This is a genomic window from Pseudomonas sp. LSJ-87 (assembly GCF_032971465.1).
In the GTDB taxonomy this organism is placed as follows: Bacteria; Pseudomonadota; Gammaproteobacteria; order Pseudomonadales; family Pseudomonadaceae; genus Aquipseudomonas; species Aquipseudomonas putida_Z.
Window position 1 is genome coordinate 79,973 of the sequence record NZ_JAWJYQ010000033.1, and the last position, 23,591, is coordinate 103,563.

At 64.5% G+C, this 23,591-nt stretch carries 18 protein-coding genes and 1 pseudogene; 14 read left to right on the forward strand and 5 right to left on the reverse strand.

Translation table 11 applies throughout. The features are described from left to right. Positions 1-12: 12 nt before the first annotated feature. The 13 genes and pseudogenes from RYH74_RS19735 to RYH74_RS19795 all read left to right on the forward strand — a co-directional run bounded on the left by RYH74_RS19735 (position 13) and on the right by RYH74_RS19795 (position 17,176). Positions 13-1,335: an LLM class flavin-dependent oxidoreductase gene (locus RYH74_RS19735; protein ID WP_085590475.1), complete on the forward strand. Its 1,323-nt coding sequence runs from the start codon at positions 13-15 to the stop codon at positions 1,333-1,335. Between the two features lie 155 nt (positions 1,336-1,490). Then, the gene (locus tag RYH74_RS19740; RefSeq protein WP_075045698.1) at positions 1,491-2,546 is read left to right on the forward strand and encodes an NADP(H)-dependent aldo-keto reductase; all 1,056 of its coding nucleotides are present in this window, start codon (positions 1,491-1,493) and stop codon (positions 2,544-2,546) included. 456 nt (positions 2,547-3,002) lie between these two features. Beyond that, complete coding sequence (locus tag RYH74_RS19745) at positions 3,003-3,851, forward strand: ABC transporter permease (RefSeq protein WP_317409959.1); 849 nt, start codon at positions 3,003-3,005, stop codon at positions 3,849-3,851. Then, positions 3,848-5,497 (forward strand): ABC transporter ATP-binding protein, encoded by a 1,650-nt coding sequence (locus RYH74_RS19750; RefSeq protein WP_317409960.1) that lies wholly within the window; start codon positions 3,848-3,850, stop codon positions 5,495-5,497. Before RYH74_RS19745 ends, RYH74_RS19750 begins: the two co-directional genes overlap by 4 nt. A 21-nt stretch (positions 5,498-5,518) precedes the next feature. Then, complete coding sequence (locus tag RYH74_RS19755; RefSeq protein WP_085664636.1) at positions 5,519-7,306, forward strand: ABC transporter ATP-binding protein; 1,788 nt, start codon at positions 5,519-5,521, stop codon at positions 7,304-7,306. A 205-nt stretch (positions 7,307-7,511) separates the two neighbouring features. Further along, a complete protein-coding gene (locus RYH74_RS19760; RefSeq protein ID WP_410903109.1) occupies positions 7,512-9,146 on the forward strand; it encodes an ABC transporter substrate-binding protein in 1,635 nt (544 codons plus the stop codon). Then, positions 9,143-10,129, forward strand: coding sequence for an ABC transporter permease (locus tag RYH74_RS19765; protein ID WP_317409961.1), 987 nt, complete (start codon positions 9,143-9,145; stop codon positions 10,127-10,129). The genes RYH74_RS19760 and RYH74_RS19765 overlap by 4 nt, the downstream gene beginning before the upstream one ends. Continuing rightward, positions 10,126-10,989, forward strand: a complete 864-nt coding sequence (locus RYH74_RS19770) for an ABC transporter permease (RefSeq protein WP_085614380.1) — start codon at positions 10,126-10,128, stop codon at positions 10,987-10,989. The genes RYH74_RS19765 and RYH74_RS19770 overlap by 4 nt, the downstream gene beginning before the upstream one ends. Beyond that, positions 10,986-12,698, forward strand: coding sequence for a dipeptide ABC transporter ATP-binding protein (locus RYH74_RS19775; protein ID WP_286100199.1), 1,713 nt, complete (start codon positions 10,986-10,988; stop codon positions 12,696-12,698). Before RYH74_RS19770 ends, RYH74_RS19775 begins: the two co-directional genes overlap by 4 nt. A 236-nt stretch (positions 12,699-12,934) precedes the next feature. Further along, positions 12,935-14,146 carry an acyl-CoA dehydrogenase family protein gene (locus RYH74_RS19780; protein ID WP_075045691.1) on the forward strand — a complete coding sequence of 404 codons (1,212 nt, stop codon included), beginning with the start codon at positions 12,935-12,937 and terminating at the stop codon, positions 14,144-14,146. Then, positions 14,143-15,525, forward strand: coding sequence for an MFS transporter (locus tag RYH74_RS19785; protein ID WP_238066613.1), 1,383 nt, complete (start codon positions 14,143-14,145; stop codon positions 15,523-15,525). Before RYH74_RS19780 ends, RYH74_RS19785 begins: the two co-directional genes overlap by 4 nt. Positions 15,526-15,684: 159 nt before the next feature. Beyond that, positions 15,685-16,695 carry an aldo/keto reductase gene (locus RYH74_RS19790; RefSeq protein WP_286100196.1) on the forward strand — a complete coding sequence of 337 codons (1,011 nt, stop codon included), beginning with the start codon at positions 15,685-15,687 and terminating at the stop codon, positions 16,693-16,695. 71 nt (positions 16,696-16,766) lie between these two features. Further along, positions 16,767-17,176: pseudogene (locus tag RYH74_RS19795) on the forward strand (SRPBCC family protein). Between the two features lie 186 nt (positions 17,177-17,362). Here the strand turns inward: RYH74_RS19795 and RYH74_RS19800 are convergent. The 4 genes from RYH74_RS19800 to RYH74_RS19815 all read right to left on the reverse strand — a co-directional run bounded on the left by RYH74_RS19800 (position 17,363) and on the right by RYH74_RS19815 (position 21,351). Then, positions 17,363-18,361 carry a transketolase family protein gene (locus RYH74_RS19800; RefSeq protein ID WP_075045687.1) on the reverse strand — a complete coding sequence of 333 codons (999 nt, stop codon included), beginning with the start codon at positions 18,359-18,361 and terminating at the stop codon, positions 17,363-17,365. After that, positions 18,358-19,206 (reverse strand): transketolase, encoded by an 849-nt coding sequence (locus tag RYH74_RS19805; RefSeq protein WP_075045686.1) that lies wholly within the window; start codon positions 19,204-19,206, stop codon positions 18,358-18,360. The genes RYH74_RS19800 and RYH74_RS19805 overlap by 4 nt, the downstream gene beginning before the upstream one ends. A 21-nt stretch (positions 19,207-19,227) precedes the next feature. Then, entirely contained in the window at positions 19,228-20,526 is a 1,299-nt protein-coding gene (locus RYH74_RS19810; RefSeq protein ID WP_025339858.1) for an MFS transporter, read from the reverse strand. Positions 20,527-20,601: 75 nt separating this feature from the next. Continuing rightward, complete coding sequence (locus tag RYH74_RS19815; protein ID WP_317409962.1) at positions 20,602-21,351, reverse strand: SDR family NAD(P)-dependent oxidoreductase; 750 nt, start codon at positions 21,349-21,351, stop codon at positions 20,602-20,604. Between the two features lie 197 nt (positions 21,352-21,548). On the opposite strand from RYH74_RS19815, the gene RYH74_RS19820 reads away from it, so the two are divergent. Beyond that, positions 21,549-22,469, forward strand: coding sequence for a LysR substrate-binding domain-containing protein (locus RYH74_RS19820; protein WP_317409963.1), 921 nt, complete (start codon positions 21,549-21,551; stop codon positions 22,467-22,469). Between the two features lie 175 nt (positions 22,470-22,644). Here the strand turns inward: RYH74_RS19820 and RYH74_RS19825 are convergent, their stop codons facing one another. Beyond that, a complete protein-coding gene (locus RYH74_RS19825; RefSeq protein WP_317409964.1) occupies positions 22,645-23,160 on the reverse strand; it encodes a DUF4880 domain-containing protein in 516 nt (171 codons plus the stop codon). Positions 23,161-23,591 lie beyond the last annotated feature (431 nt).

A 23,591-nucleotide genomic window follows, 5' to 3' on the forward strand; every position in this document is an offset into this window, starting at 1 on the left:
AGGAGAACCGGCATGACCACGAAACAGATGAGCCTGGGCATGAACATCCTCGGCTTCGGCTCGCATTCCGGCGCCTGGCGCCAGGGTGAGGCGGCAATCGACGCCTATATCGACGTCAACTATTACCGCGATATCGCGCGTATTTCCGAGCGCGGTTGCCTGGATGCGATCTTCCTTGCCGATGGCCCGGCGTTGCCGCCGGATGTGTCCGCCCAGCCTGGCGGGCGCCTGGAGCCGACCGTGCTGCTTACCGCAGTGGCGGCCGCCACCGAGCGCATCGGCGTGATCGCGACCTGCTCCAGCACTTACAACGAACCTTTCAACCTGGCCCGGCGAATTGCCTCGCTGGACCACATCAGCGGCGGCCGCGCAGCCTGGAATGTGGTGACCAATGCCGGTGACGCGGCAGCACACAACTTCGGCCTGGCTGGCGCGCCGTTGCATGTGGACCGCTACGGGCGGGCCGAGGAGTTCGTCGACGTGACCCTGAAGCTTTGGGACAGCTGGGAGGACGACGCGATCATCGGTGACCGCAGCGCCGGCCGTTTTGCCGACCCGGGCAAGGTCCACACCCTGGATTTCAAGGGCAAGCACTTTCAGGTCAAGGGGCCGCTGAACCTGCCGCGTTCGCCGCAGGGCAGGCCGGTACTGGTGCAGGCTGGCTCTTCCGAAGGTGGCAAGGCACTGGGTTCGCGCTATGCCGATGCGATCTTCACCACCCAGACCACCCTGGCCGATGGGCAGGCGTTCTATCGGGAGATGAAGGCACGGGCCAAAGCCTGGGGCCGTGACCCGCAGCACCTGAAGATCATGCCCGGCCTGTCGACCGTGATCGGCAGCACCGAGGCCGAGGCCCATGCACGCTTCGACGAACTCAATGCCTGGCATGGCGAGCACGGCCTGTTGCAGCAGGTGGCGGGGCGTATCGGCATCGATGCCAGCGAGCTGGATCCGGATGCGCCATTGCCCTGGGCGCGAATTGGCGCGGTGGCAGATTTCGAGCGGGGATCGCATGGTTTTCTGGAGGCCCAGTTGAACCTGGCGCGCAGCGAGAACCTGACCATTCGCCAGCTGTCGCGGCGGATTCTGGTCGGGCACCGGTTGGCCGTCGGTACCCCGGAACAGGTCGCCGATACCCTGGCCGAGTGGTTCCTGGCGGGGGCGGGGGATGGTTTCAACATCATGCCCGACATGTTCCCGTCGGGTGCTCGGGTGTTCGTCGAAGAGGTGGTGCCGCTGCTGCAGAAACGTGGGTTGTTCCGCACCGAATACACCGGCACCACCCTGCGTGAGCACCTGGGGTTGCCCAAGGCACACAACCAGTTCGCTGCTTAGGGGCGCTTTGCGCCCCAATCGCCGGCAAGCCAGCTCCCACAGGTGCCGGGCAAACCTGAAACCTGTGGTGATCCTGTGGGAGCTGGCTTGCCGGCGATGGGCTGCAAGGCAGCCCCAGGATTTGAAACCCGACACACATTCAAAAGGATGCACCCATGCGCTACCGCCCACTCGGCCACACCAACCTGCAAGTCAGCCTGCTCAGCCTCGGCACCATGACCTGGGGGCACCAGAACAGCGAACAGGATGCTCACCAGCAACTGGACGCTGCCCTTGCTGCAGGCATCAACTTCATCGACACCGCCGAGATGTACCCCACGCCCACCCGCGCTGAAACCTGGACCACCACCGAGCGCTACATCGGCACCTGGCTGGCGGCCCGCGGCAACCGCGACAAGGTCCTGTTGGCCAGCAAGATCGCCGGCCCGGCCCGTGACCCAGGCGGCCAGGTGCACATCCGCGATGGCCTGTCGCACCACGACCGCAAGAACATCGTCGCGGCCCTGGAGGGCAGCCTGCGCCGCCTGCACACCGACTACCTGGACCTCTACCAACTGCACTGGCCCGATCGCACCAGCAACTTCTTCGGCATCCGTGAATACCCCTACGTCGACGACCATCCGCAGACGGCAGCCATCGAAGAAACCCTTGCGGTGCTGGATGAACAGGTCAAGGCCGGCAAGGTGCGCCATATCGGTGTCTCCAACGAAACACCGTGGGGTGTGGCGCAGTTTCTGCGGCACAGCGAGGACAAGGGCCTGGCGCGCATTGCCAGTATTCAGAACCCGTACAGCCTGCTCAATCGCTTGTACGAAAACGGCCTGTCGGAGTTCAGCCATCGCGAAGGGATCAGCCTGTTGGCCTATTCGCCGCTGGCGTTCGGGGCGTTGACCGGCAAGTACCTGAACGGGGCAAGGCCGGAGGGTTCGCGATTGTCGTCGGTGTATCGCACGTTCAATCGCTACGGCAGCGAGGAGGCAAACGACGCGATTGCCAGCTACGTGCGGATTGCGCGCGAGCATGGGCTGACACCGGCGCAACTGGCCCTGGCTTTCGTCATACGCCAGCCGTTCGTGGCCAGTGCCATTACCGGGCAGACCACTTTGCTGCAGCTGCAGGAAAACCTGAGTGCACTGGATGTGCAACTGAGCGATGAAGTACTGGCCGAGATCCAGGCCGTGCACCGCCGTATTCCCAACCCGGCACCGTAGCCCACATGGCAAGGGCTTCGCCCTTGTTCGCGGCTGAAGCCGCTCCCACAGGGACCGCACGGATTCAGCCTTTGCGGTGATCCTGTGGGAGCGGGTTTACCCGCGAAGAGGCCAGTACAGGCGACACAAGAAGGACAGACATGAACGCGATCGTATCCATACCAAACACAGTGACCAGCAGCTGGAAGGTTCGCCCTAGCCTCCCACAGGGACCGCACGGATTCAGCCTTTTCGGTGGTCCTGTGGGAGCGGGTTTACCCGCGAAGAGGCCAGTACAGGCGACACAAGAAGGACAGACATGAACGCGATCGTATCCATACCAAACACAGTGACCAGTAGCTGGAAGGTTCGCCCTAGCCTCCCACAGGGACCGCACGGATTCAGCCTTTTCGGTGGTCCTGTGGGAGCGGGTTTACCCGCGAAGAGGCCAGTACAGGCGACACAAGAAGGACAGACATGAACGCGATCGTATCCATACCAAACACAGTGACCAGCAGCTGGCAGGTTCGCCCTGGCCTGGCGCTGGCCTGGATCACATTGGGCCTGATACTGCTGGCAGTAACCTTCCCCGACTGGCTCTCGCCAACCGACCCGTTGGCCGCCGACGCCCGCCTGGCTTACCACCCGCCAAGCCCCGCCTTCTGGCTGGGCAGTGACGAGAACGGCCGCGACGTTCTCAGCCGCCTGATCCATGGCGCCCGCCCATCGCTCTTCATCGGCCTGGCCGCCACCCTGGTCGGGCTTGGCCTGGGCACGCTGCTCGGCTTGCTCGCCGGCCTGGCTCCAGCCTGGCTGGACAACCTGCTGATGCGCGCCGTCGATGTGCTGCTGGCCTTCCCGGATCTGCTACTGGCGCTGGTCATCATCACCCTGTTCGGCCAAGGCACCAGCAACCTGATCCTTGCCGTCGGCATCGCCTCGGTGCCGCGCTATGCGCGCCTGGTACGCGCCCAGACCCTGACCATCCGGCGTGCCGGCTTCGTCGAAGCAGCCGTCACGCTGGGCCGCAGGCCCTTGGCGGTGGTGTTCTGGCATGTGCTGCCCAATGCAGTCCAACCCGTGCTGATCCTGGCCTGCATCGGCCTGGGTGGCGCCATCACCGCCGCCGCTGCGCTGAGCTTCCTCGGCTTCGGCGCACCACCTCCCGCGCCGGAGTGGGGCGCGATGATGGCAGTGGCGCGCAACTTCATGGCCAACGCGCCCTGGCTGATGGCCTGGCCCGCGCTGGCGATCACCCTGACCGTCATTTCCATCACCGTCATCGGCCGAGACTGGCTGCGCCGTAGCGAGGGCAGACGCGCATGAACATCTTCGAGAAGAACCAGGCACCGCTGGTGGATATCCGCGGTCTGCACGTGAGTTTCAATGGTGTGCCAGTGGTGCACGGCGTCGACCTGCAGTTGCGCGCAGGGCAGTGCCTGGCACTGGTGGGCGAATCGGGCTCGGGCAAGAGCGTCACGGCGCGTACCCTGGTCGGCCTGACCGGGGCCGGTGCCCATGTGCAGGCGCAGCGCCTGGCCTTTGCCGGGCAGGACCTGCGCCAGTTCGATGAGCGCGCGTGGCAGCGCTTGCGTGGCGAGCACATCGGCTTTGTCATGCAGGATGCGCTGGGTTCGCTCGACCCACTGCGACGCGTGGGTGCAGAGATCGAAGAGCCATTGCTGTTGCACACCGACCTGGCCGCGGAGCAGCGCCGTCTGCGGGTACTTGAGCTGTTGCGCCAGGTCGGGGTGCCTGAACCCGAAGTCCGTGCCCGGCAATACCCGTGGCAGCTTTCCGGAGGCCTCAGGCAGCGCGCCCTGATCGCCTCGGCCATCGCCTGTCAGCCACGCCTGTTGATCGCTGACGAGCCCACCACCGCGCTGGACGCGACCGTGCAGGCACAGATTCTCGACCTGCTGGAGCACCTGCGCGAGCGCGACAACAGCCTGTTGATGGTCAGCCATGACCTGGCCGTAGTCGCGCGCCTGGCCGACTGGGTGGCGGTGATGCGCCATGGGGTGGTGGTGGAGCAGGGCAGTGTCGAACAGATCCTGCAGGACCCGCAGGACCCCTACACCCAGCGCCTGCTGAGTGCGGCTCGGGCGGTACATTTCAAACGTCCGGCGGCGCCGGCCCTGGCGCTGGTGGAGAATGGCGTGGACGAACAACCCGTGGTGCTGGAGGCGCGTGGCCTGAGCAAGGCGTTTGTCGGGCCGGACGGCCGGCTGCGTCAGGTGCTGGACGATGTGTCGCTGCAGTTGCGCGCCGGGCAAACCCTTGGCGTGGTGGGCGAGTCCGGTTCCGGCAAGAGCACGCTGGGGCGCATCCTGCTGGGGCTGGAGCGACCGGAGCAAGGCAGCCTGCAATTGGCCGGGCAGGATTGGCTTGCGTTGTCTGCCGCGCAGCGGCGCCAGGCACGGCAGGGGATCCAGGTGGTGTTCCAGGACCCGCAGGCCTCGTTCGACCCACGCTACACCGTGCTGCGGGTATTGGCCGAGGCGCTGGCGCATGCGGGTGTACCGCGTGCGTTGCAGCGCACCGAGGCGGCGGCGTTGCTGGAGCGGGTGCAGTTGCCGGTGGGGTTGCTCGACCGCCGCCCGCTGGAGTTGTCGGGCGGTCAGCGGCAGCGCATCGCGATTGCCCGGGCGCTGGCCATGAAGCCCAGGGTGCTGGTGCTGGACGAACCGGTATCGGCACTGGATGTGTCGGTGCAGGCGCGAATCCTGGCATTGCTGGCCGAACTCAAGGCGGAGCTGGACCTGGCTTGCCTGTTCATCTCCCATGACCTTGGAGTGGTGGAGCAGGTCAGTGACCACGTGTTGGTGATGCAAGGGGGAAGGGTGGTGGAACAAGGGGCGGCAGCCCAGGTGCTCGGCCAGCCGCGTCAGGCCTATACCCGCGCCTTGCTCGACGCCGTGCCTCATCTTCCGGCGGCGCAGCCAAGCTGGTTCAGCCGTATCGCCGTGTAGGCAAGACACAAGGAGAACACTGTGACATCTACCCGCCGCCTGCCCGATGGTTGGGATATCCGTCACCTGCCAGACACCCCGCAGGCCTTCCTTCGCGCATTCATCCTGCGCCACCCGGTGGCCTACTCCGGTATGCTCGCCTTGCAGACCTTCGCCATGGTCTGCGCCGTGCTGGTCCCTTGGCAACTTGGCCAGATCACCCGCCTGGTCAGCCAGGGCCTGGACGCGAGCCAGGTCGTCACGGCATTGCGCTGGCCGCTGGCGGGTTTTGCCTTGATGCTGGTGCTCGAGATGGTCAGCACGCGTGCCGCCAGTGGCTTGCATATCTACACCGTGCCCCGTCAGCGGCGCGCGGTGACCCAGGCCTTGTTCGCCTACCTGCAACGCCATTCGCATCGCTACATCACCAGCGAGTTCGCCGGGGCATTGGCGCACCGTATCAGCGAGGTCTCGATCGGCACTACGCAGACCCTGGCGATCCTGATCTTCGATCTTATCCCGCTGCTTGTGACCCTGGCCCTGGCAGTCATCCTGCTGGCCACCGCAAACGCTTGGCTGGCGGCATTCATGGGCCTGTGGGCGGTCGGTTTTCTCATCCTGTGCTGGTTCCTGGCCAGGCGCAGCCACCCGCTGGCCCGCGACTTTGCCGCAGCGCGCAGTGTCAGCACCGGCAAGGTAGTGGACGCGGTGACCAACCTCACCAATATCCGGCTGTTCGCCCGCCACCCCTACGAGCATGGCTACCTGGGCAAGTTCCTCGACCACGAGGTGGTAGCGGCAGACCGCTCGCTCGGTTACATGGAGAAGATTCGCTGGCTGCAGAACAGCTGCGGAGTGCTGCTCAAGCTTGGCATCCTGCTGCTGGCGCTGTGGTTGTGGCAGCGCGGCAGCATCGACATCGCCACCTTCGTTACCGCTACCAGCCTGTCGCTGATGATCATCACGGATGTGGCCGGGCTGTCGCGGCGCTTGCTGGAGTTTTTCGAGGCCATGGGCAATATCGCCAATGGCGTGCGCACCCTGGTGCGGCCACACGAGGTACGCGACACGGCCGGCGCAACGTCGTTGAAAGTGGAGCGGGGCGAGGTGCATTTTGCCGATGTGACCTTTGGCTATCACCCCGGGCGGCCGATCTTTCAGCACCTGAACCTGCATATTCCGGCGGGCCAGCGGGTCGGCCTGGTGGGGGCGTCCGGCTCGGGCAAATCGACCTTGCTCGGGTTGTTGCTACGGTTGTACGACGTGGATGAGGGCCAGGTGCTGATCGACGGGCAGGACGTGCGCACGGTGACCCAGCATTCGCTGCACCAGCAGGTCGGGCTGATTCCGCAGGAGCCGGGGCTGTTCCACCGCAGCATTCGCGAGAACATCCACTATGGCTGCCTGGAAGCTGGCGACGATGCGTTGGCCGCTGCCATCGACCGGGCCGGTGCCCGGGATTTCATCGAAGCCATGGAGCAGGGCTTCGAATCGCTGGTGGGCGAGCGTGGTGTGAAGCTGTCCGGCGGGCAGCGTCAGCGTATCGCCATCGCCCGGGTGCTGTTGAAGAACGCGCCGATCCTGGTGATGGACGAAGCCACGTCAAGCCTCGACTCGATCACCGAGCGCTATATCCAGGACAAGCTCGACGAGATCATGGACGACAAGACGGTGATCGTGGTGGCACACCGGCTGTCGACCGTGGCGCACCTTGACCGGATCGTGGTGTTCGAGGACGGGCGCATTGTCGAGGATGGCAGCCATGCGCAGCTGCTGGCGCGGCGGGGGTATTACCATCGGCTGTGGAGCCGGCAAGGGGAGGCGGCCTGAGCCCCGCAACGGGCCCCCGAGCGCGGCCTGTCGCCAGCTGGCTGGCGACAGGCCGGAACAGCACTGTTGCCATTCGAACAGCCCTCACACACTTTGCCCCCGCAACAGCACCTCACCCTCGGCAAACCCCAACAAAATCAACCTCTTGAACCCGGCACAACTCCTGCAACAGGCCTATCGAAGCCCAGTCACCGCAGGAGCGCCCTTGAACACACCCATCCTCCCCCTGATTCCGCTCTGCACCGCACTGGCCTTGCTCGGCTGCAAGCCGAACGAACAGCACACGGCGCAAAGTACCCAGCCGCAGCAGGGCGGCACCTTGGTCTATGCAACCGACCGCGAGCCCACCTGCCTGGACCCGCATGTGGCCGGCGACATGCCGCAGGTTTTCATTGCCCAGCAGTACCTCGATTCGCTGGTGTCGATGGACAGCAACGGCCAGATCGGCCCCTGGCTGGCGACAAGCTGGGAGGTTTCGCCAGATGGCCTGCGCTACACCTTCCACCTGCGCCGCGACGTGCAATTCACCGACGGCACACCGTTCAATGCCGAAGCGGTCAAGGCCAACCTCGACCACATGGCCAACCCCAAGACCCAATCCAGTACCGCCGGTGGCTACATCCGCCAGTACCGCGGCACCAAGGTGCTCGACACCTACACGGCCGAAGTCACTCTGGCGACGCCCTATGCGGCTTTCCTCGAAGTGTTGGCCCAGGGCTTTCTCGGCATCCAGTCGCCCACCGCATTGCAGCGCAGCCGTGACCAGAACTGCGAAAGCCCGGTCGGCAGCGGGCCGTTCAAGGTGGTGCGCTGGGACCGGCAGAACCAGGTGGAGCTGGTGCGCAACCCGGCCTATAACTGGGCGCCACCTACCGCACGGCACCAAGGCCCGGCGTACCTGGAACGCATCGTCTGGAAGTTCATCCAGGAACCGTCGGTGCGCTTCGCCTCGCTGCAGGCCGGTGAGGTCGATGTGATCGAAGCATTGCCACCAGAGTCGCACGAAGCAGCACGGCGCAACCCGGATGTGGAACTGATCATCGCCCAGCGCCCGGGCAACCCCACCAATGGCACCTTCAACCTGCGCCGCGCACCGTTCGACGACATCCGTGTACGCGAGGCCTTCGTTCGCAGCGCCGATGTCGAGGGTGCACTGAAGAGTGTGTACTTCGGCGAGTTCCCCCGCGCCGGTGGCCCGCTGAGCTTGGCCACGCCGTTCTACAGCGGTGACTTCGAGCGCAGCCAGGACTACGACCCGGCCCGCGCCGCCAGGCTGCTCGACGAGGCTGGCTGGACCGGCCGCGACAGCGAAGGCTACCGCACCAGGAACGGCCAGCGGCTGCGCGCCGTCGTGCTGATCGGCGCGCGCACGCCGCCGTCGGAACTGACCCTGTGGGAGCAGGTACAGGCCACTACCCGGCAGGCCGGCCTGGAGCTGGTGCTGGACCAGATGAGCGATGCCCAGGTCACCGCCCGCCAGGCCGCCTGGGACTACGACATCCGCACCGGCTACTGGAACACCAACACCCCTGATGTGCTGCGCATCATCTTCACCACCGCGTTCGTGCAGCCAGCCGGGGTTGGCGGCTATCACCAGAACTCCTCCGGCTACGCCGACCCGGGCTACGACGCACTGCTCGACAGTGCCCTGGCCACCCAGGATGCGGAACTGCGCCGCCAGCGCTACTTCCAGGCACAGCAACAGGCCGCCGCGCAGTACCTGCAACTCACCACGTACCCACAAAGCACGCGCCTGGGTATCTACAAGACCGCCCATGGCGTGCGACTGGAACCTTCGCTGGCGGTGACCTACCTCTACGACGCATGGGTGAACAAATGACTACGACGACATTCGCGGTGACCGACCCGCGTCGCGAACGCCTGGCGGCCCTGGGCCGGCGCGCCGCCATCCGCCTGGCCGGTGGCGTGCTGGTGCTGTGGGCGGTGGCGACCCTGACCTTCTTCGCACTGCGGCTGATGCCGGGTGACCCGGTGCTGGCGATTCTCGGTGGCCCCAGTGGCAACCCGACGCCGGAAGCGATTGAAGCCGCGCGCGTGGAGTACGGCCTCGACAAGCCGTTGGCCGTGCAGTACGTGTTCTACCTCGGGCGCCTGCTGCAAGGTGACTTGGGTGTGTCCTACTCGCAGCACCTGCCGGTCACCCGTGTGCTGGCGGAGCAGGGTGGGGCGACCTTGGAACTGACCATCGCCGCCCTGCTGCTGGCCTGGGTGCTGGTGCTGCTGCTGACAGTGGTCACCGCCGGGCGCGGCAGGCTGGTCGGCGGCATCGCCTCGCTGGCGGAAACGCTCAGCGCGGCGCTGCCGCACTTCTGGCTCGGCGTGGTGCTGCTGGCGGTATTCGCCTTCGGCCTGCGTTGGTTCCCACCGGCCGGTAGCGACAGCTTCGCCAGCCTGATACTTCCGGCGTTTTCCCTGGCGATTCCGTTGGCCGGTTTCATTGCCCAGGTCACCCGGGAGTCGCTGGAACTGACCCTCGATCAACCCTTCGTGCTCACCGCCCGCACACGTGGCCTCAGTGACCTGGCCGTGCGCTTTCGGCACGCCTTGCGCCATGCCTTGCTGCCAGGTGTGTCGCTGTCGGGCTGGGCCATCGGCGCGCTGATCAGTGGGGCGGTGGTGTGCGAGGTGATCTTTTCCCGCAAGGGGGTGGGCCGCCAGCTGTACCAGGCGGTGCAGGCCCAGGACCTGCCGCTGGTGATCGGCATCAGCCTGGTAGTGGCGGCCGGCTATGTGCTGGCGAACATTCTGGTCGACCTGCTGTACCAGTGGATCGACCCTCGGCAGCAGGAGGCTGCAGCATGACAGACCTGACCCATGGCCAAGTGCTCGCGCCATTGCGCCGGCAGCGCCAAGTGAAACTGCCGCCGTTGGGCGCAAGCCTGGCGATCCTGTTCCTGTTCGCATTGCTTCTGGCCGCGTTGGCGCCGGGGCTGTTCACCCGCATCGACCCACTGGCCATCGTACCGCGAGAGGCTTTCCAGCCACCCAGCTGGGCGCACTGGCTGGGCACCGACCAGTCAGGCCGCGACATCTTCGCGCGGATCATCCACGGCGCCCGCCAGAGCCTGCTGATCGGCCTTGCGGCTACGGCCATTTCCATGGTCATCGCCATCGCCCTCGGCCTGCTCGGTGGCCTTGGCGGCGCACGCGTGGACCGTGCGGTGGGCTGGTTGCTGGAAGTGCTGTTCGCCTTCCCCAGCCTGGTGCTGGCGCTGCTGTTCGTGGCGGTGTTCGGCAGCGGTGTCGGCCCGTTGATCGTCGCCACCGGGCTGGGCGGTGCGCCGGGGTATGCGCGCATGGTCCGTGGCCAGGTGCTGGCGGTACGCAACGCCGGCTACATCGAAGCGGCGCGGGCATTGGGGCACCCGACGTCGCGCATCGTGCTGCGCCAATTGCTGCCCAACGCCATGCGGCCATTGGTGGTGACGCTGACCATGGGCGTTGGCCAGGCCATCGTCTGGGCCTCGGCGCTGAGCTTCCTCGGCCTGGGCGCGCGGCCGCCGGCGCCGGAGTGGGGGACCATGTTGTCCATGGGGCGTGACTTCATCGCCAATGCCTGGTGGCTCACCTTCTTCCCTGGCCTGTTCATCGTCCTCACCACCTTGGCGACCACAGTGACTGGCCGCTACATCCAACAACGCCTGGAGGGGCGCCTGCCATGAGCGACAAGACCTTGATCGTCGAAGGGCTGAACGTGGCCTTTGATGGCGCCAGCGTGGTCCGTGATCTGTCCTTCACCTTGCCGCCTGGCCGTTGCCTGGCCTTGGTCGGCGAGTCTGGCTCGGGCAAGAGCGTCAGTGCCCGCTGCCTGGTCGGGCTGGCCGGAGGTCGAGCGCAGGTGAGTGCGCGTCGCTTGAGTTTCGGCGGCCACGACCTGCTCGACCTCAGCGAGCGCCAGTGGCGCGCCGTGCGTGGCAAGGATATCGGCTTCGTGCTGCAGGATGCGCTGGTGTCGCTGGACCCACTGCGGCCGGTGGGCAAGGAAATTCTCGAAGTGCTGCAGACCCACGGATACGGTGACCGCCACACCCGTACTGCGCGCGTGCATGAGTTGCTCGAGCGGGTAGGCGTGCCGGATGTCGAACTGCGTGCCCGCCAGCGGCCCGGGCAGTTGTCCGGTGGCCTGCGCCAGCGTGCACTGATTGCCAGTGCCCTGGCCATGGACCCCGCGCTGGTGATCGCCGACGAGCCGACCACCGCGCTGGACGCCACCGTGCAGGCGCAGATTCTCGAAGTGTTCCAGCAGATCAAGGCCCGTGGCGCCTCGCTGCTGATCATCAGCCACGACCTGGCAGTGGTCGCCCAACTGGCCGATGAGGTGGTGGTGCTGCGCCATGGCGAAGTGGTGGAGCAGGGGCCGATGCAGCAGGTGCTGCGCCAGCCGCGTCACGCCTACACCCAGGCCTTGCTGGCGGCAGTACCGGCCGAGCACCCGCGCGGCAGCCGGCTGTCACCCGAGCGGGTTGGCGTGCGCAGTGAGCCGCGGGCACGCCCGCACAGCGACGTTTTGCTCGAAGGCCGTGGCCTGGGCAAGCGCTACCTCGGCCCGGACGGGCTGGTGCGGCAGGTGGTGCAGGGCGTCGACTTCACCCTGCGTGCCGGGCGCACCCTGGGCATTGTCGGCGAGTCCGGCTCGGGCAAGACCACCGTGGCACGCATCGCCCTCGGCCTGCTGCAGCCCGATGAGGGCGAAGTGCTTTATCGCGGGCAACCCTGGAACCGCCCGGCCAACGCCGTGAGCGAGGCAGTGCGCAGGCCGTTGCGGCGCGACATCAGCGTGATCTACCAGGACCCGCTGGGCTCGTTCGACCCGCGCTGGAGCGTGGCGCAGATTCTTGATGACGCCTTGCAGGTAGCCGGTATCGAGGCACCAGCCAGGCCAGCACGTATCGCTGTGCTGCTCAACCAGGTGCGTTTGCCGGCAGATCTCGGCCAGCGCAGGCCGTTGCAACTGTCGGGCGGCCAGCGCCAGCGGGTGGCAATTGCCCGGGCGATTGCCAGCGAACCCAAGGTGATCATCTGCGACGAGCCGGTGTCGGCCCTGGACGTGTCGGTGCAGGCCCAGGTGCTCGACCTGCTGGCCGACCTGCAGGACGAACTGGGCCTGGCCTACCTGTTCATCTCCCACGATCTGGGGGTGATCCGCCATGTCAGCGACGACGTGCTGGTGATGCGCCACGGTCAGGTGGTGGAGCAGGCACCGGTCGAGCAGTTGTTCGATAACCCGGCCCATGAATACACCCAGCGCTTGCTCGGCGCGGTGCCGCGCCTGCCCGGCAGCGGCGCCGAACTGGTGGTGCCGCCGCTGGACCTGGAACACGAAGCCTTCGACCTGTTCGACGAAACCCGCCTGTGGAAGATCGCCATTTGAACTGAGACGCCAAGCCCTGCACCGACCCCTGTGGGAGCCGCGCTTGCCGGCGATGGGCCGCGAAGCGGCCCCACGATTTCAAGGCTGTTGCATGAATCGCCGGGGCCGCTTCGCGGCCCATCGCCGGCAAGCGCGGCTCCCACAGGGGATAGCGCCAGCTTCAGGAAACTGGCAAGGGCGCTGCTCCCACAGGGCTCGGGTCGCCTAAACGAAACATGTACTTAAAGGACTGAACCATGACCACATTTCAACGTTTCCCAACCCAGGCTCCGGCCACCAGCGTCGCGGAGCTGAAAGCCCGCATCGCAGCCCTGCTGCCCGCCATCGGCGCAGGCGCCGCGCAGCGCGAACGCGAACGCCAGCTGCCCCATGAGGCCATTGCCCAGCTTGCGGCAGCCGGGCTGTACACCGTGCGTATCCCCGGGCAGTACGGTGGCCCCGGCGGCAGTGTCAGCGATGTGGTCGAACTGCTACTGCAAATCGCCTCGGTCGACTCCAACGTGGCCCAGGCCCTGCGCCCGGGTTTTGCCTTTGTCGAAGGCCTGCTGGCTTCACAGGCCGAAGGCGCCGAGCAGGAGCGCGAGCGTTGGTTCGCGCGCTATCTGCAGGGTGCGGTAATCGGCAATGCCGGCTGGGAACTGGGCGGTGCCAACGGCGCCATCGCCGCGCGCCTGGTGCGCGAGGGCGAGCATTTTCGCGCCAATGGCAGCAAGTTCTACAGCACGGGTGCGCTGTTCGCCGATTACGTCAGCGCCGTTGCCCTGGATGAGGACGAGCAACCGGTTTCGTTCATCCTGCCGCGCGACCGCGAGGGCCTGGAGCTGGTCGATGACTTTGACGCCATGGGCCAGCGCCTGACCGCCAGCGGCACCACTCACTTGCGCAATGTGCGCGTCGAGGCCAGCGATATCCGCACGCGTACCGTGGAGGAGGGCAAGCGCACCATCGTCACGCCGTTCCTGCAGCTGTTCCTTGCCACGGTGTTGGCCGGTATCGCCCGCAATGCGCTGGACGACGCCACCCGCTTCGCCCGCGAGCATGCCCGCCCGATCAAGCACAGCACGGCCAGCCGCTCGGTGGACGACCCCTATGTAGAGCTGTCGGTAGGTGATATCGCCGCCCGTGCCTATGGCGCTGAGGCCATGGTCCTCAAGGCCGCTGCAACCATCGACAAGGCCTGGGCCACGCAACTGGATGAAGCCGCCGTTGAGCAAGCTGCGATCGAGGTGGCGCAGACCCAGTACCTGGTCGCCGAGCTGGCGCTCAAGGCTGCGCAAACGCTGTTCGACGTTGGCGGTGCCTCCACCACCGGCCGCCAGCACAACCTCGACCGCCACTGGCGCAACGCCCGCACCGTGGCCAACCATAACCCGCGCCAATGGAAGGCGGCGGTGGTCGGTGCCTGGCAGCTCAAGGGCACTCGCCCACCTGTCTCGGGGCTGTTTTGACTGCCCAGCCGGCCTTGCTGGCCGGCCATGTGCAAAGCCCCAAGGTCCCGGTGATCATCGGTGCTGCCTTGTTCATGGAGCTGCTCGACAGCACAGCGGTGATGACCGCCTTGCCGCAGATGGCCGCCGATTTCGGCGAGCCGGGGCTGCGCATGAATCTGGTGGTGTCGCTGTACATGCTTGCCCTGGCCCTGTGCGTGCCGGTCAGCGGTTGGGCCGCCGAGCGCTTTCGCCCGCGCCAGGTCATGTTGTCGGCGATGGGCTTGTTCACCTGCGCGTCGCTGGCCTGCGCCCTGGCCGATACGCTCTGGCAACTGTGCCTGGGGCGCATGCTGCAGGGGGCGGCCGGGGCATTGATGACACCGGTGGGGCAGGTGATCATCCTGCGTTGGTCGAGCCGCGAGCAGCTGCTGCAGGCCATGTCGTGGCTGGCCCTGCCGGCGCTGGTGGGGCCACTGGTGGGGCCGTTGCTCGGCGGTTTGCTGGTGACGGTGTTGTCGTGGCACTGGATCTTCCTGATCAACCTGCCAATCTGCCTGCTCGGTTGCTGGCTGATCCTGCGCCATGTGCCGGATTATCCGGCACGGCCGGTGCCACCATTGGACGTGCGTGGCTTGCTGCTCAGCGGCGGGGCCCTGGCCATGCTGGTGTTCGGCCTGGAAGCGCTGGGGCTGGGGCAGTTGCCGCAGGCCTGGGCCATGGTGCTGGTGGCCGGTGGAGCAGCCTGTGCGTTGGGGTATCTGCTGCACGCGCGGCGACACCCCAGTCCGCTGGTGGACCTGTCGCTGCTGCGCCTGCGCAGCTTTGGCGTGGCCCAGGCGGGTGGCGGGCTGTTCCGCCTGGGTTCGGCAGCCCAGCCGTTCCTGATCGTGCTGCTGCTGCAGAACTGCCTGGGCTTGAGCCCGTTGGCGGCGGGGGGGCTGGTGGTCAGTGGTGGCGCTGGCGCGCTGCTGATGAAGCTGCTGGCAGTGCCATTGGTACGGCGCTACGGCTATCGACGGGTGCTCAGTTGCAATGCCGTGCTCAGTGGGGTGGGGATTGCCCTGTGCGCCAGTTTTGATCGTGATACCGCTGTGTGGCTGATGGCTGCGGTGCTGTTCGCCGCAGGCCTGGTGCGTTCACTGCAGTTCTCGACGTTGGGGGCTGCCAGTTATCAGGACGTGCCCGGTGAGCGTTCGGCGGCGGCCAGTTCGTTGTCGGCGATGTCCGTGCAGTTGACCATGGCCATGTCGGTGAGCCTGGCAGGGGGGCTGTTGGGGATGCTGGCCGGGATGGATGGGCGTAGCGAAACCTCGGTGGCAGATATCGCCACGGTGATGTTGCTGTGCGCTGTCATGTGTGGAATTTCCGGTTTGGTGTTCCGGCGTTTGGCGGACTAGTCATTGGGCGGGGCATGCATCAGTCCATTCCGGGGGTTGTTGGGTGTTGCATAAAAGGTCTCAAGTCGTTCGAAATATGACTTGGACGGTCTTGGTGAGTGAGGCATAGGATTGCAGCCACTGGAGTTCACAACCAACTCCCCCATCAGGAAAACGCACATGAACCTCAAATCCCTTATCGCCAACCCACTGGGCCACGGTGCCGCACCGCTGGGCAACATGTTCCGCAATGTTCCCGAGGCCGAAGTCCAGGCCACCATCGACGCCGCCTGGGCCAACGGTGTGCGCTACTACGATACCGCCCCGTTCTACGGCGCCGGCCTGTCCGAAACTCGCTTGGGCAACGCCCTGGTCGGCCGCCCGCGTGACGAGTACGTGCTCAGCACCAAGGTCGGCCGCATCATCCTCGACGAACTGGAAGACCCGGCAGCCCGTGAACTGGGCGAAAAAAGCGGCCTGTTCGAACACGGCAACCGCAACCGCATCGTCAACGACTACAGCGCCGACGCCACCCTGCGCTCCATCGAGGATAGCCTGCGCCGCCTGAAGACCGACCGCCTGGACATCGTCTGGATTCACGACATCGCCCAGGACTTCTACGGTGACGAATGGCTGAGCCAGTTCGAAACCGCCCGTACCGGTGCCTTCCGCGTACTGACCCGTCTGCGTGAAGAAGGCGTGATCAAGGCCTGGGGCCTGGGTGTGAACCGCGTCGAGCCGATCGAGCTGACCCTCGACCTGGACGAAGCCCGTCCGGATGGCTTCCTGCTGGCCGGCCGCTACTCGCTGCTGGACCATGACCGCGCACTGCAACGCGTCATGCCGCAAGCGGTGGAGCAGGGGGTAGGCATCGTCGTGGGTGGCCCGTACAGCTCGGGTGTCACCGCCGGTGGCGAGCACTTCGAATACCAGAAGGCCAACGCGACCGTGCTGGCCAAGCTCGAGCGCATCCGCGCCGTGGCCCGTGCCCATGGTGTGGATGTGAAGGCGGCCGCCCTGCAGTTCGCCCTGGCCCACCCGGCCGTGGTCTCGGTGATCCCGGGTTCCACCCGTCCGGCGCACGCCAACGAAGACCTCGCCGCCCTGAGCAAGGTGATCCCGACGGCCTTCTGGAACGACCTGCGCCAGCAAGGGCTGATCAACGCCCAGGCCCCGGTACCTGCTGTTTAAACCGATGTTGCAGGGCTGCCTCGCGGCCCTGTCTACCCCGAATCAATGGGGCCACGCCCCGGGAGAATCAAATGGCTACTGCACAAGCTTCCATCACCCTGGCAACCGATGCCAACCGCGTTTGGCAACTGATTGGCGGTTTCGACGCGCTGCCCGACTGGCTGCCGTACATACCCGAAAGCGCCCTGAGCGAAGGCGGCCGCGTACGCACCCGAAGAGCGTGGCTGGCGACACCATCATCGAGCGCCTGCTGGACTTCAACGAAGCCGGCCGCAGCTACAGCTACACCATCCTCAAGGGCCCGGCGCCGGTGCGTGACTACCAGTCGACCCTGCGCGTGGTGGCTGAAGGTAGCGGCTCTCGTGTGGAATGGTCCGGTTCGTTCGTGCCGGTGGGTGTCAGCGATGCTGAGGCAACTGCGTTGTTCGCTGGCATCTATGAAGATGGCCTGGCGGCGCTGAAGAAAGGGCTGGAAGGCTAATACCTGTCAGCTAAGTAATTGGGGGCCGCTTTGCGGCCCATCGCCGGCAAGCCAGCTCCCACAGGTACTGCGCAGAACTCAGGAGTTGAGCGATCTCTGTGGGAGCTGGCTTGCCGGCGATGGGCTGCGTAGCAGCCCCGTTAACGCTATCTTCGTTGCTTCAGAAAATGCTACCCATAACTGCGGTTAAAGCCACGCCTTGATTTGCCTGGACACAGCGTCAGTGGAGATCCCGTAACGGTCATGCAAGGTCGGAAGTGCACCCGCATCGAGAAATGCATCCGGTAGCGCGATCTGGCGGAAGGTTGGAGTGACCCCATTGCGCAACAGCACGCCCGCCACGGCCTCTCCCAGGCCGCCTATGATCGAGTGGTTTTCCGCAGTGACCACCAGGCGACCAGGCTTGCGTGCCTCGGCGAGGATGGTCTGCTCATCGAGCGGTTTGATGGTGGGTACATGCAGCACCGATACATCCACACCGTCCTTTTGCAGCTGCTCTGCAGCCTCCAGCGCACGCATGGTCATGAGGCCGCTGGCAATCAACAGCACATCCCGGCCACCGCGCAGCACCTGTGCCTTGCCCAGCTGGAACTGGTAATCGTAGCGATCGAGCACCAAGGGTACGTTGCCGCGCAGCAGCCTCATGTAGACCGGCCCTTGATGGGCAGCGATCGCTGGCACAGCCTGTTCGATCTCAAGCGCATCGCAGGGGTCGACGATCATCAGGTTGGGCATCGCCCGGAAGATGGCCAGGTCATCCGTGGCCTGGTGGCTAGGACCATAACCGGTGGTCAGGCCAGGCAGCCCGCAGACGATCTTGACGTTGAGGTTCTCTTCTGCGATTGCCATGCAGATGAAGTCATAGGCCCGACGGGAAGCGAATACCGCATAGGTGGTGGCAAAGGGGGTCATGCCTTCCCGTGCCATGCCAGCAGCGGCGCTCATCAGCAATTGTTCGGCCATGCCCATTTGATAGAAGCGCTCGGGGTAGGCTTTGGCGAAGATGTGCAGGTCGGTGTACTTGGACAGGTCGGCACTTAGCCCAACTATATCCTGACGTTGCTCGGCAAGGCTTGCCAGGGCATGGCCAAACGGGGCAGGGCGGGTCGGCTGGCCGTCGGCGGCAATCGAAGCGATCATGGCCGAGGTGGTCAGGCGTTTCTTGGGTGAGTTCACAGTGCTCATGCTTGGCTCCCGGCGTCCAGCGCCTTGAGGGCGAGGTCCCATTCGTTTTCATCGACGCGAATGAAGTGCGTCTTGTCGCGGTTTTCCAGGAAAGGCACGCCTTTGCCCATGCGGGTATCGCATATGATCACGCGCGGTTGCGCCCCGGTGTGGGCGCGGGCCTGGTCGAAGGCGCCGACCAGCGCATCCAGGTCATTGCCGTCCACGCGTTGAACGAACCAGCCAAAGGCTTGCCAACGGTCGACGATTGGCTCGAAGGCCAGTACCTCGCTGGAATGGCCATCCGCCTGCTGGTTGTTCACATCGATGATGGCGATCAGGTTGTCCAGGCGCCAATGGCTGGCCGACATGGCGGCCTCCCAGGTCGAGCCCTCGTTGAGCTCGCCATCGGACAGCAGGTTGTAGACCCAGCTGTCCGATCCCTTGCGTTTGAGCCCGAGGCAAGCGCCGACGGCGATGCCCAAGCCGTGGCCGAGCGAGCCACCAGTGATCTCCATGCCTGGGGTATAGGCAGCCATACCAGACATGGGCAAGCGGCTATCGTCGCTACCGTAGGTTTCAAGCTCATCCTCTGGGATTACGCTGGCCTCGATCAGTGCGGCATAGAGGGCAATCGCGTAGTGCCCGATGGACAGGTAGAAACGGTCGCGCTGCTCCCATTCGGGGTTGCCGGGGTCGAGGCGCAGCGCATGGAAATACGCGACCGCCAGCAGGTCGGCGGCGCCCAGCGCCTGGCCGACATAGCCTTGGCCCTGGACTTGCCCCATGCGCAATGCGTGGCGGCGGATATTGCGAGCGCGCACAGCCAGCGGCAGCGCCTCGGTGTAGGTAGGCACAGCAGTCATTGAAGTGACTCCTTTATCGAATCAACGATTGACCAGATGAGCCGGTACTCGCGACACCAGGAAGGCGCCAAACATGAGTACGGCCGTGATGAGATACATGCCGATGGCATTGCTGCCCAAGGTGGTAGTGACCCAGCCGATCAGGTACGGCGAGCAGAAGCCGGCAAGGTTGGCGAAACTGTTCACCGCCGCGATGCCTGCCGCCGCCGATACACCTCCCAGCAGCGTGGTGGGCAGCATCCAGAACAGCGAAGAGGCGGATAGCACTCCAGCCGCTGCGAGGCACAGGCTGAGGATCGATAGCGTCAGGCTGCTGCCCAGTGCTGCGGCGAGGCTCAGGCCCAGTGCGCCGATCAGCATGGGGATCGCCAGATGCCAGCGGCGTTCACGGTGACGGTCGCCGCTGCGCCCGGCCCACAGCATCGCGACGATGGCACACAGGTACGGCAGACTGGTCAGCAGGCCGATGTGCAAAGGTTCGCTGACGCCGGCATTACGTACCAGTGTGGGTAGCCAGAACGTGATTGCGTACTGGCCCATCACTACGCAGAAGTAGATGCCCGCCAGCAACCAGAGCCGACGGTCGCGGATGAAGTCGGCCACCGAGCCGTGGTTTACCTTGTGTTGCTCGTCTTCAGCGAGTTCCTTGCGCACCAGGGCTTTTTCTTCGTCGCTCAACCAGTGAGCCTGATCGACGCCATCCTTCAGGTAGCTCAGCACCAGAACGCCCACCAGTACCGTTGGGATGGCTTCGAGCAGGAACATCCACTGCCAGCCCGCCCAGCCGTGAACGCCGGCAAAGCGCTCCATGATCCAACCCGACAAGGGGCCACCGACCATGCCCGAGAGCGGAATCGCGATGAACCACAGCGCGGTCATCTTTGCCCGGCGGTAAGACGGGAACCAATAGGTCAGGTACAGCAGAAGCCCTGGTGCCAGGCCTGCTTCGGCGATCCCCAGCAAAAACCGCAGGGTATAGAATTGCCAGGCTGTCTCCACCAGGGCGAACATCGCCGAGATGATGCCCCAGGTGATCATGATGCGAGCGATCCAGCGTCGAGCGCCCACTTTGTGCAGAATGATGTTGCTGGGCACCTCGCAGAGAAAATAGCCAATGAAGAACATGCCGGCGCCCAGTCCGTAGACCGCTTCGGAAAGGGCCAGGTCGTCCATCATCTGCAGCTTCGCAAAGCCGACATTGACCCTGTCCAGATAGGCGCACAGGTAGCAGAGCATGAGAAAAGGCATCAGTCGCCAGGCCGTTTTACGGTAGGCACTGCTGCGCGCGGCGGATACCGCATCGAGCGCTAATGTGGTCATTCGTTCTGATCTCTTGTTGTTATCGAACGCGTGGCCTGCGCCGGGCTCGGGTGCAGGTCACGATGCACCGGGTGCTCAGTGGATCAGCATCCCGCCGTTGACATCCAGGGTAATGCCCGTCAGGTAGCTGGACAGGTCACTGGCCAGGAACAAAGCCGCATTGGCGACATCGCGCGCCTCACCCAGGCGGCCCAGCGGGATGCCTTCGATGATGGCGTGACAGCGCTCATCCTGCATGAGGCCACCGGTGATGTCAGTGTGAATCAGGCCTGGTGTGATCGAGTTGACGCGAATATTGTCCGGTCCCAGTTCACGGGCCATCGCCTTGCCCAATCCAAGCACGCCAGCCTTCGCCGCGCTGTAGTGAGGGCCACCGAAGATGCCGCCACCACGCTGGGCAGACACAGAAGACATGCAGATGATGCTGCCAGCGCGTTGCGCCCGCATGGTTGGGATCACCGCCTGGGACATCAGCAAGGTGCCACGAAGGTTCACGTTGAGAATCCGGTCATAGTCAGCCCCTGTGATTTCCAGGGTTTTCACCGGTTGAGTGATGCCGGCGTTGTTTACCAGCACGTCGATCCGGCCGAATTGCGCGAGCACTTGAGCGATGGCATCACGCACTTGTGCTTCATCGGCAACGTTGGCAGCCACGCCGAGGTGGCCTTCGCCGAGTGAAGCGGCAGCCTCGGTTGCGGCAGAGGCGTCCAGGTCCAGAATCGCGACTTTGGCGCCCTGAGCGGCAAACGCCTGGGCTGTTGCGCGGCCGATGCCGCGGGCAGAGGCCGCGCCAGTGATCACGGCAAATTTTCCTGTTAACAGCATCGAAGGTGCTCCAGATGGTTGTTGTTGTGAGCGGCGGTTCCGGCAGAACCGATAGGCACAGCTTCGTTCGGGACAGCACCCCGAGCAACGCTGCCTCCTTCACCCGGTGCTGAAAAAAATTCAGCCCTCGACTTGTGCCTTGGGCTTACAGGAAGGTAAAAGCCTTGGTATCGCTTCGAATCTTTCAGGAAATGGTCATGAGCCTGGACATCCTCAGAAAATCGCCTCAGATCCCTTCCCTGAAAGCAATTCAGGCCTTCGAGCAAGTCGCTCGCTTCGCCAACGTTGCACGGGCCGCAGAGCAGTTGAACCTCACGCCCTCTGCGGTGAGCCACCAGATCGCTAATCTGGAAGCCTTGATCGGTCGTCCATTGTTCATTCGCGAGGCGCGCGGTGTTGCATTGACCCCGGCCGGAGAGCAGTACCTGCGCGAGGTGTCAGGCATATTGCAAAGCCTGGCTACGGCCACCGAGCGCGCCGGCAACTCGGTGGGCTTCGATTGCTTGCGGCTTCATTCCGCGCCTAGCTTCGGCCTGCTCTGGTTGCTGCCGCGCCTGGACCATTTTCGGAACAGTCATCCGCAGATCCAGATCAACCTGTCGTGCTCCTACGAGTCGCTGCACTTCGGCCGCCATCAGATCGATCTGGATATCCGTCATGGCTACCCGAACTGGCCCAGCCTGGAAGTGCGCACCATCCGGCATGAGCGTGCAACTGTGCTGGCCTCGCCACAGCTTCTCGAGCGTACGCCTATCAAGCAGCCCAGCGATCTGCTGGGGCAGAACCTGATCCTGTCGGAGGCCGCATTGGTGCAATGGCCCCAATGGTTCGCCCAGCAAGGCGTGGCGTTGCCACAAACCCCCTACGCCCTGAGCTTCGATCGCTCCTACATGAGCCTGGAGGCCGCCAGCCATGGGTATGGGTTGGCCTTGGAGAGTTCCCTGCTGGCGCAGGACTATATCGCCCGGGGCGAGTTGGTACCGGTATTTGCAGAAGGCCTGGCGACGCCCGTCAGTGCCCACCACCTGGTATTTCCTCGAGGTCATGCTGAAACCCCCAGGGTTCGACAATTCCTTGAATGGGTGCAGGGCCAGCTCGGTCATGACTTCAACTACTGAGAGCAGTTTGCACAACAGATGAACTGCGGTAGGGGCCGGCTATCAAGTCAGCAGAAGGCTGGATAGCACCAGAACTCAACGGCAATAAGTGACAAGGGAAAAGCCCTACAACTCTATCGGAAGTAACAAACGAGCCATCCGCGGTGAAAACGATAACGGTGTAGCGCAGTGTTGATCAGGCCCAGAAACCAAACAGCACCAACGCCGCCACGCCAAGCCCGACCGCAACCGAACAGCCGCCCAGCGACAGTGCCGCCCGACCTTGCCGGTACCAACCATCCTGGCCCAGCTGCCGTGCCGGTGCCAACAAGCTGCGCCAGTGCAGTTCCGTGTCATGAAACGCCTGCAAGTTCGCCATGTCCGCATCCAGCCAACGGCGAAAATCGATCCGCTCGCACGCCGTCACCTGTGGGCTCTGCAAGCGCACATACCATTGCCCGGCAACACTCGCCAGCACATCCCGGCGCGAGCGACCGGCCTGCAGTGCCTGGTCCATGTGCCGCTCGATGCTCGCCAATGGCAGATCGAGGCGGGCGGCGATGCTGGCGAAGTCCAGTTGGTCGAGGCGGTTGAGCAGGAATACTTGTTGCACACGCCGTGGCAGGCGTTTCAGGGCGTGCAGCAGGGCGTCGTCGGCATGATGTTCGGCAGCAGGGTTTGGGTGCTCAAGGGGCAGCAGCAGACGGGTCATGGACAGCTCCTTGCTCTATGGAGGGGGAGGGATGGGGGCATCTTCCGTGATGCGTGATCAGCGTAGGTGAAACGAGATTGATTCTCAAGTGCTGATTCCGCAAAGTTTTGTAATGAGCGTTCACGCCCTGAAACACCTTTGCTATCATGCGCGCCATCACGATCTTCATTAGCCTGAAGAGCCAAAAAAAAGACCCAGCAAAAAGCTGGGTCAAAAACCGTGATTAGCCTGATGAGGAGATAATCTGAGAGCGACCTAAGCTCCAGGTTATCCAGCAGATCTCGCGATCAGCTGAGTGCAATAATAATCGTTATCATTTGCCAGTCAAATGAATTTTCGCTAATCCGGTAAAAAAGTTTTACCGGTGCGCTTCCTTGTCCCGGCAATCGGGGCCTTCGCCGTTACCCGGCCATCACGTTCTCTCCCTTCTT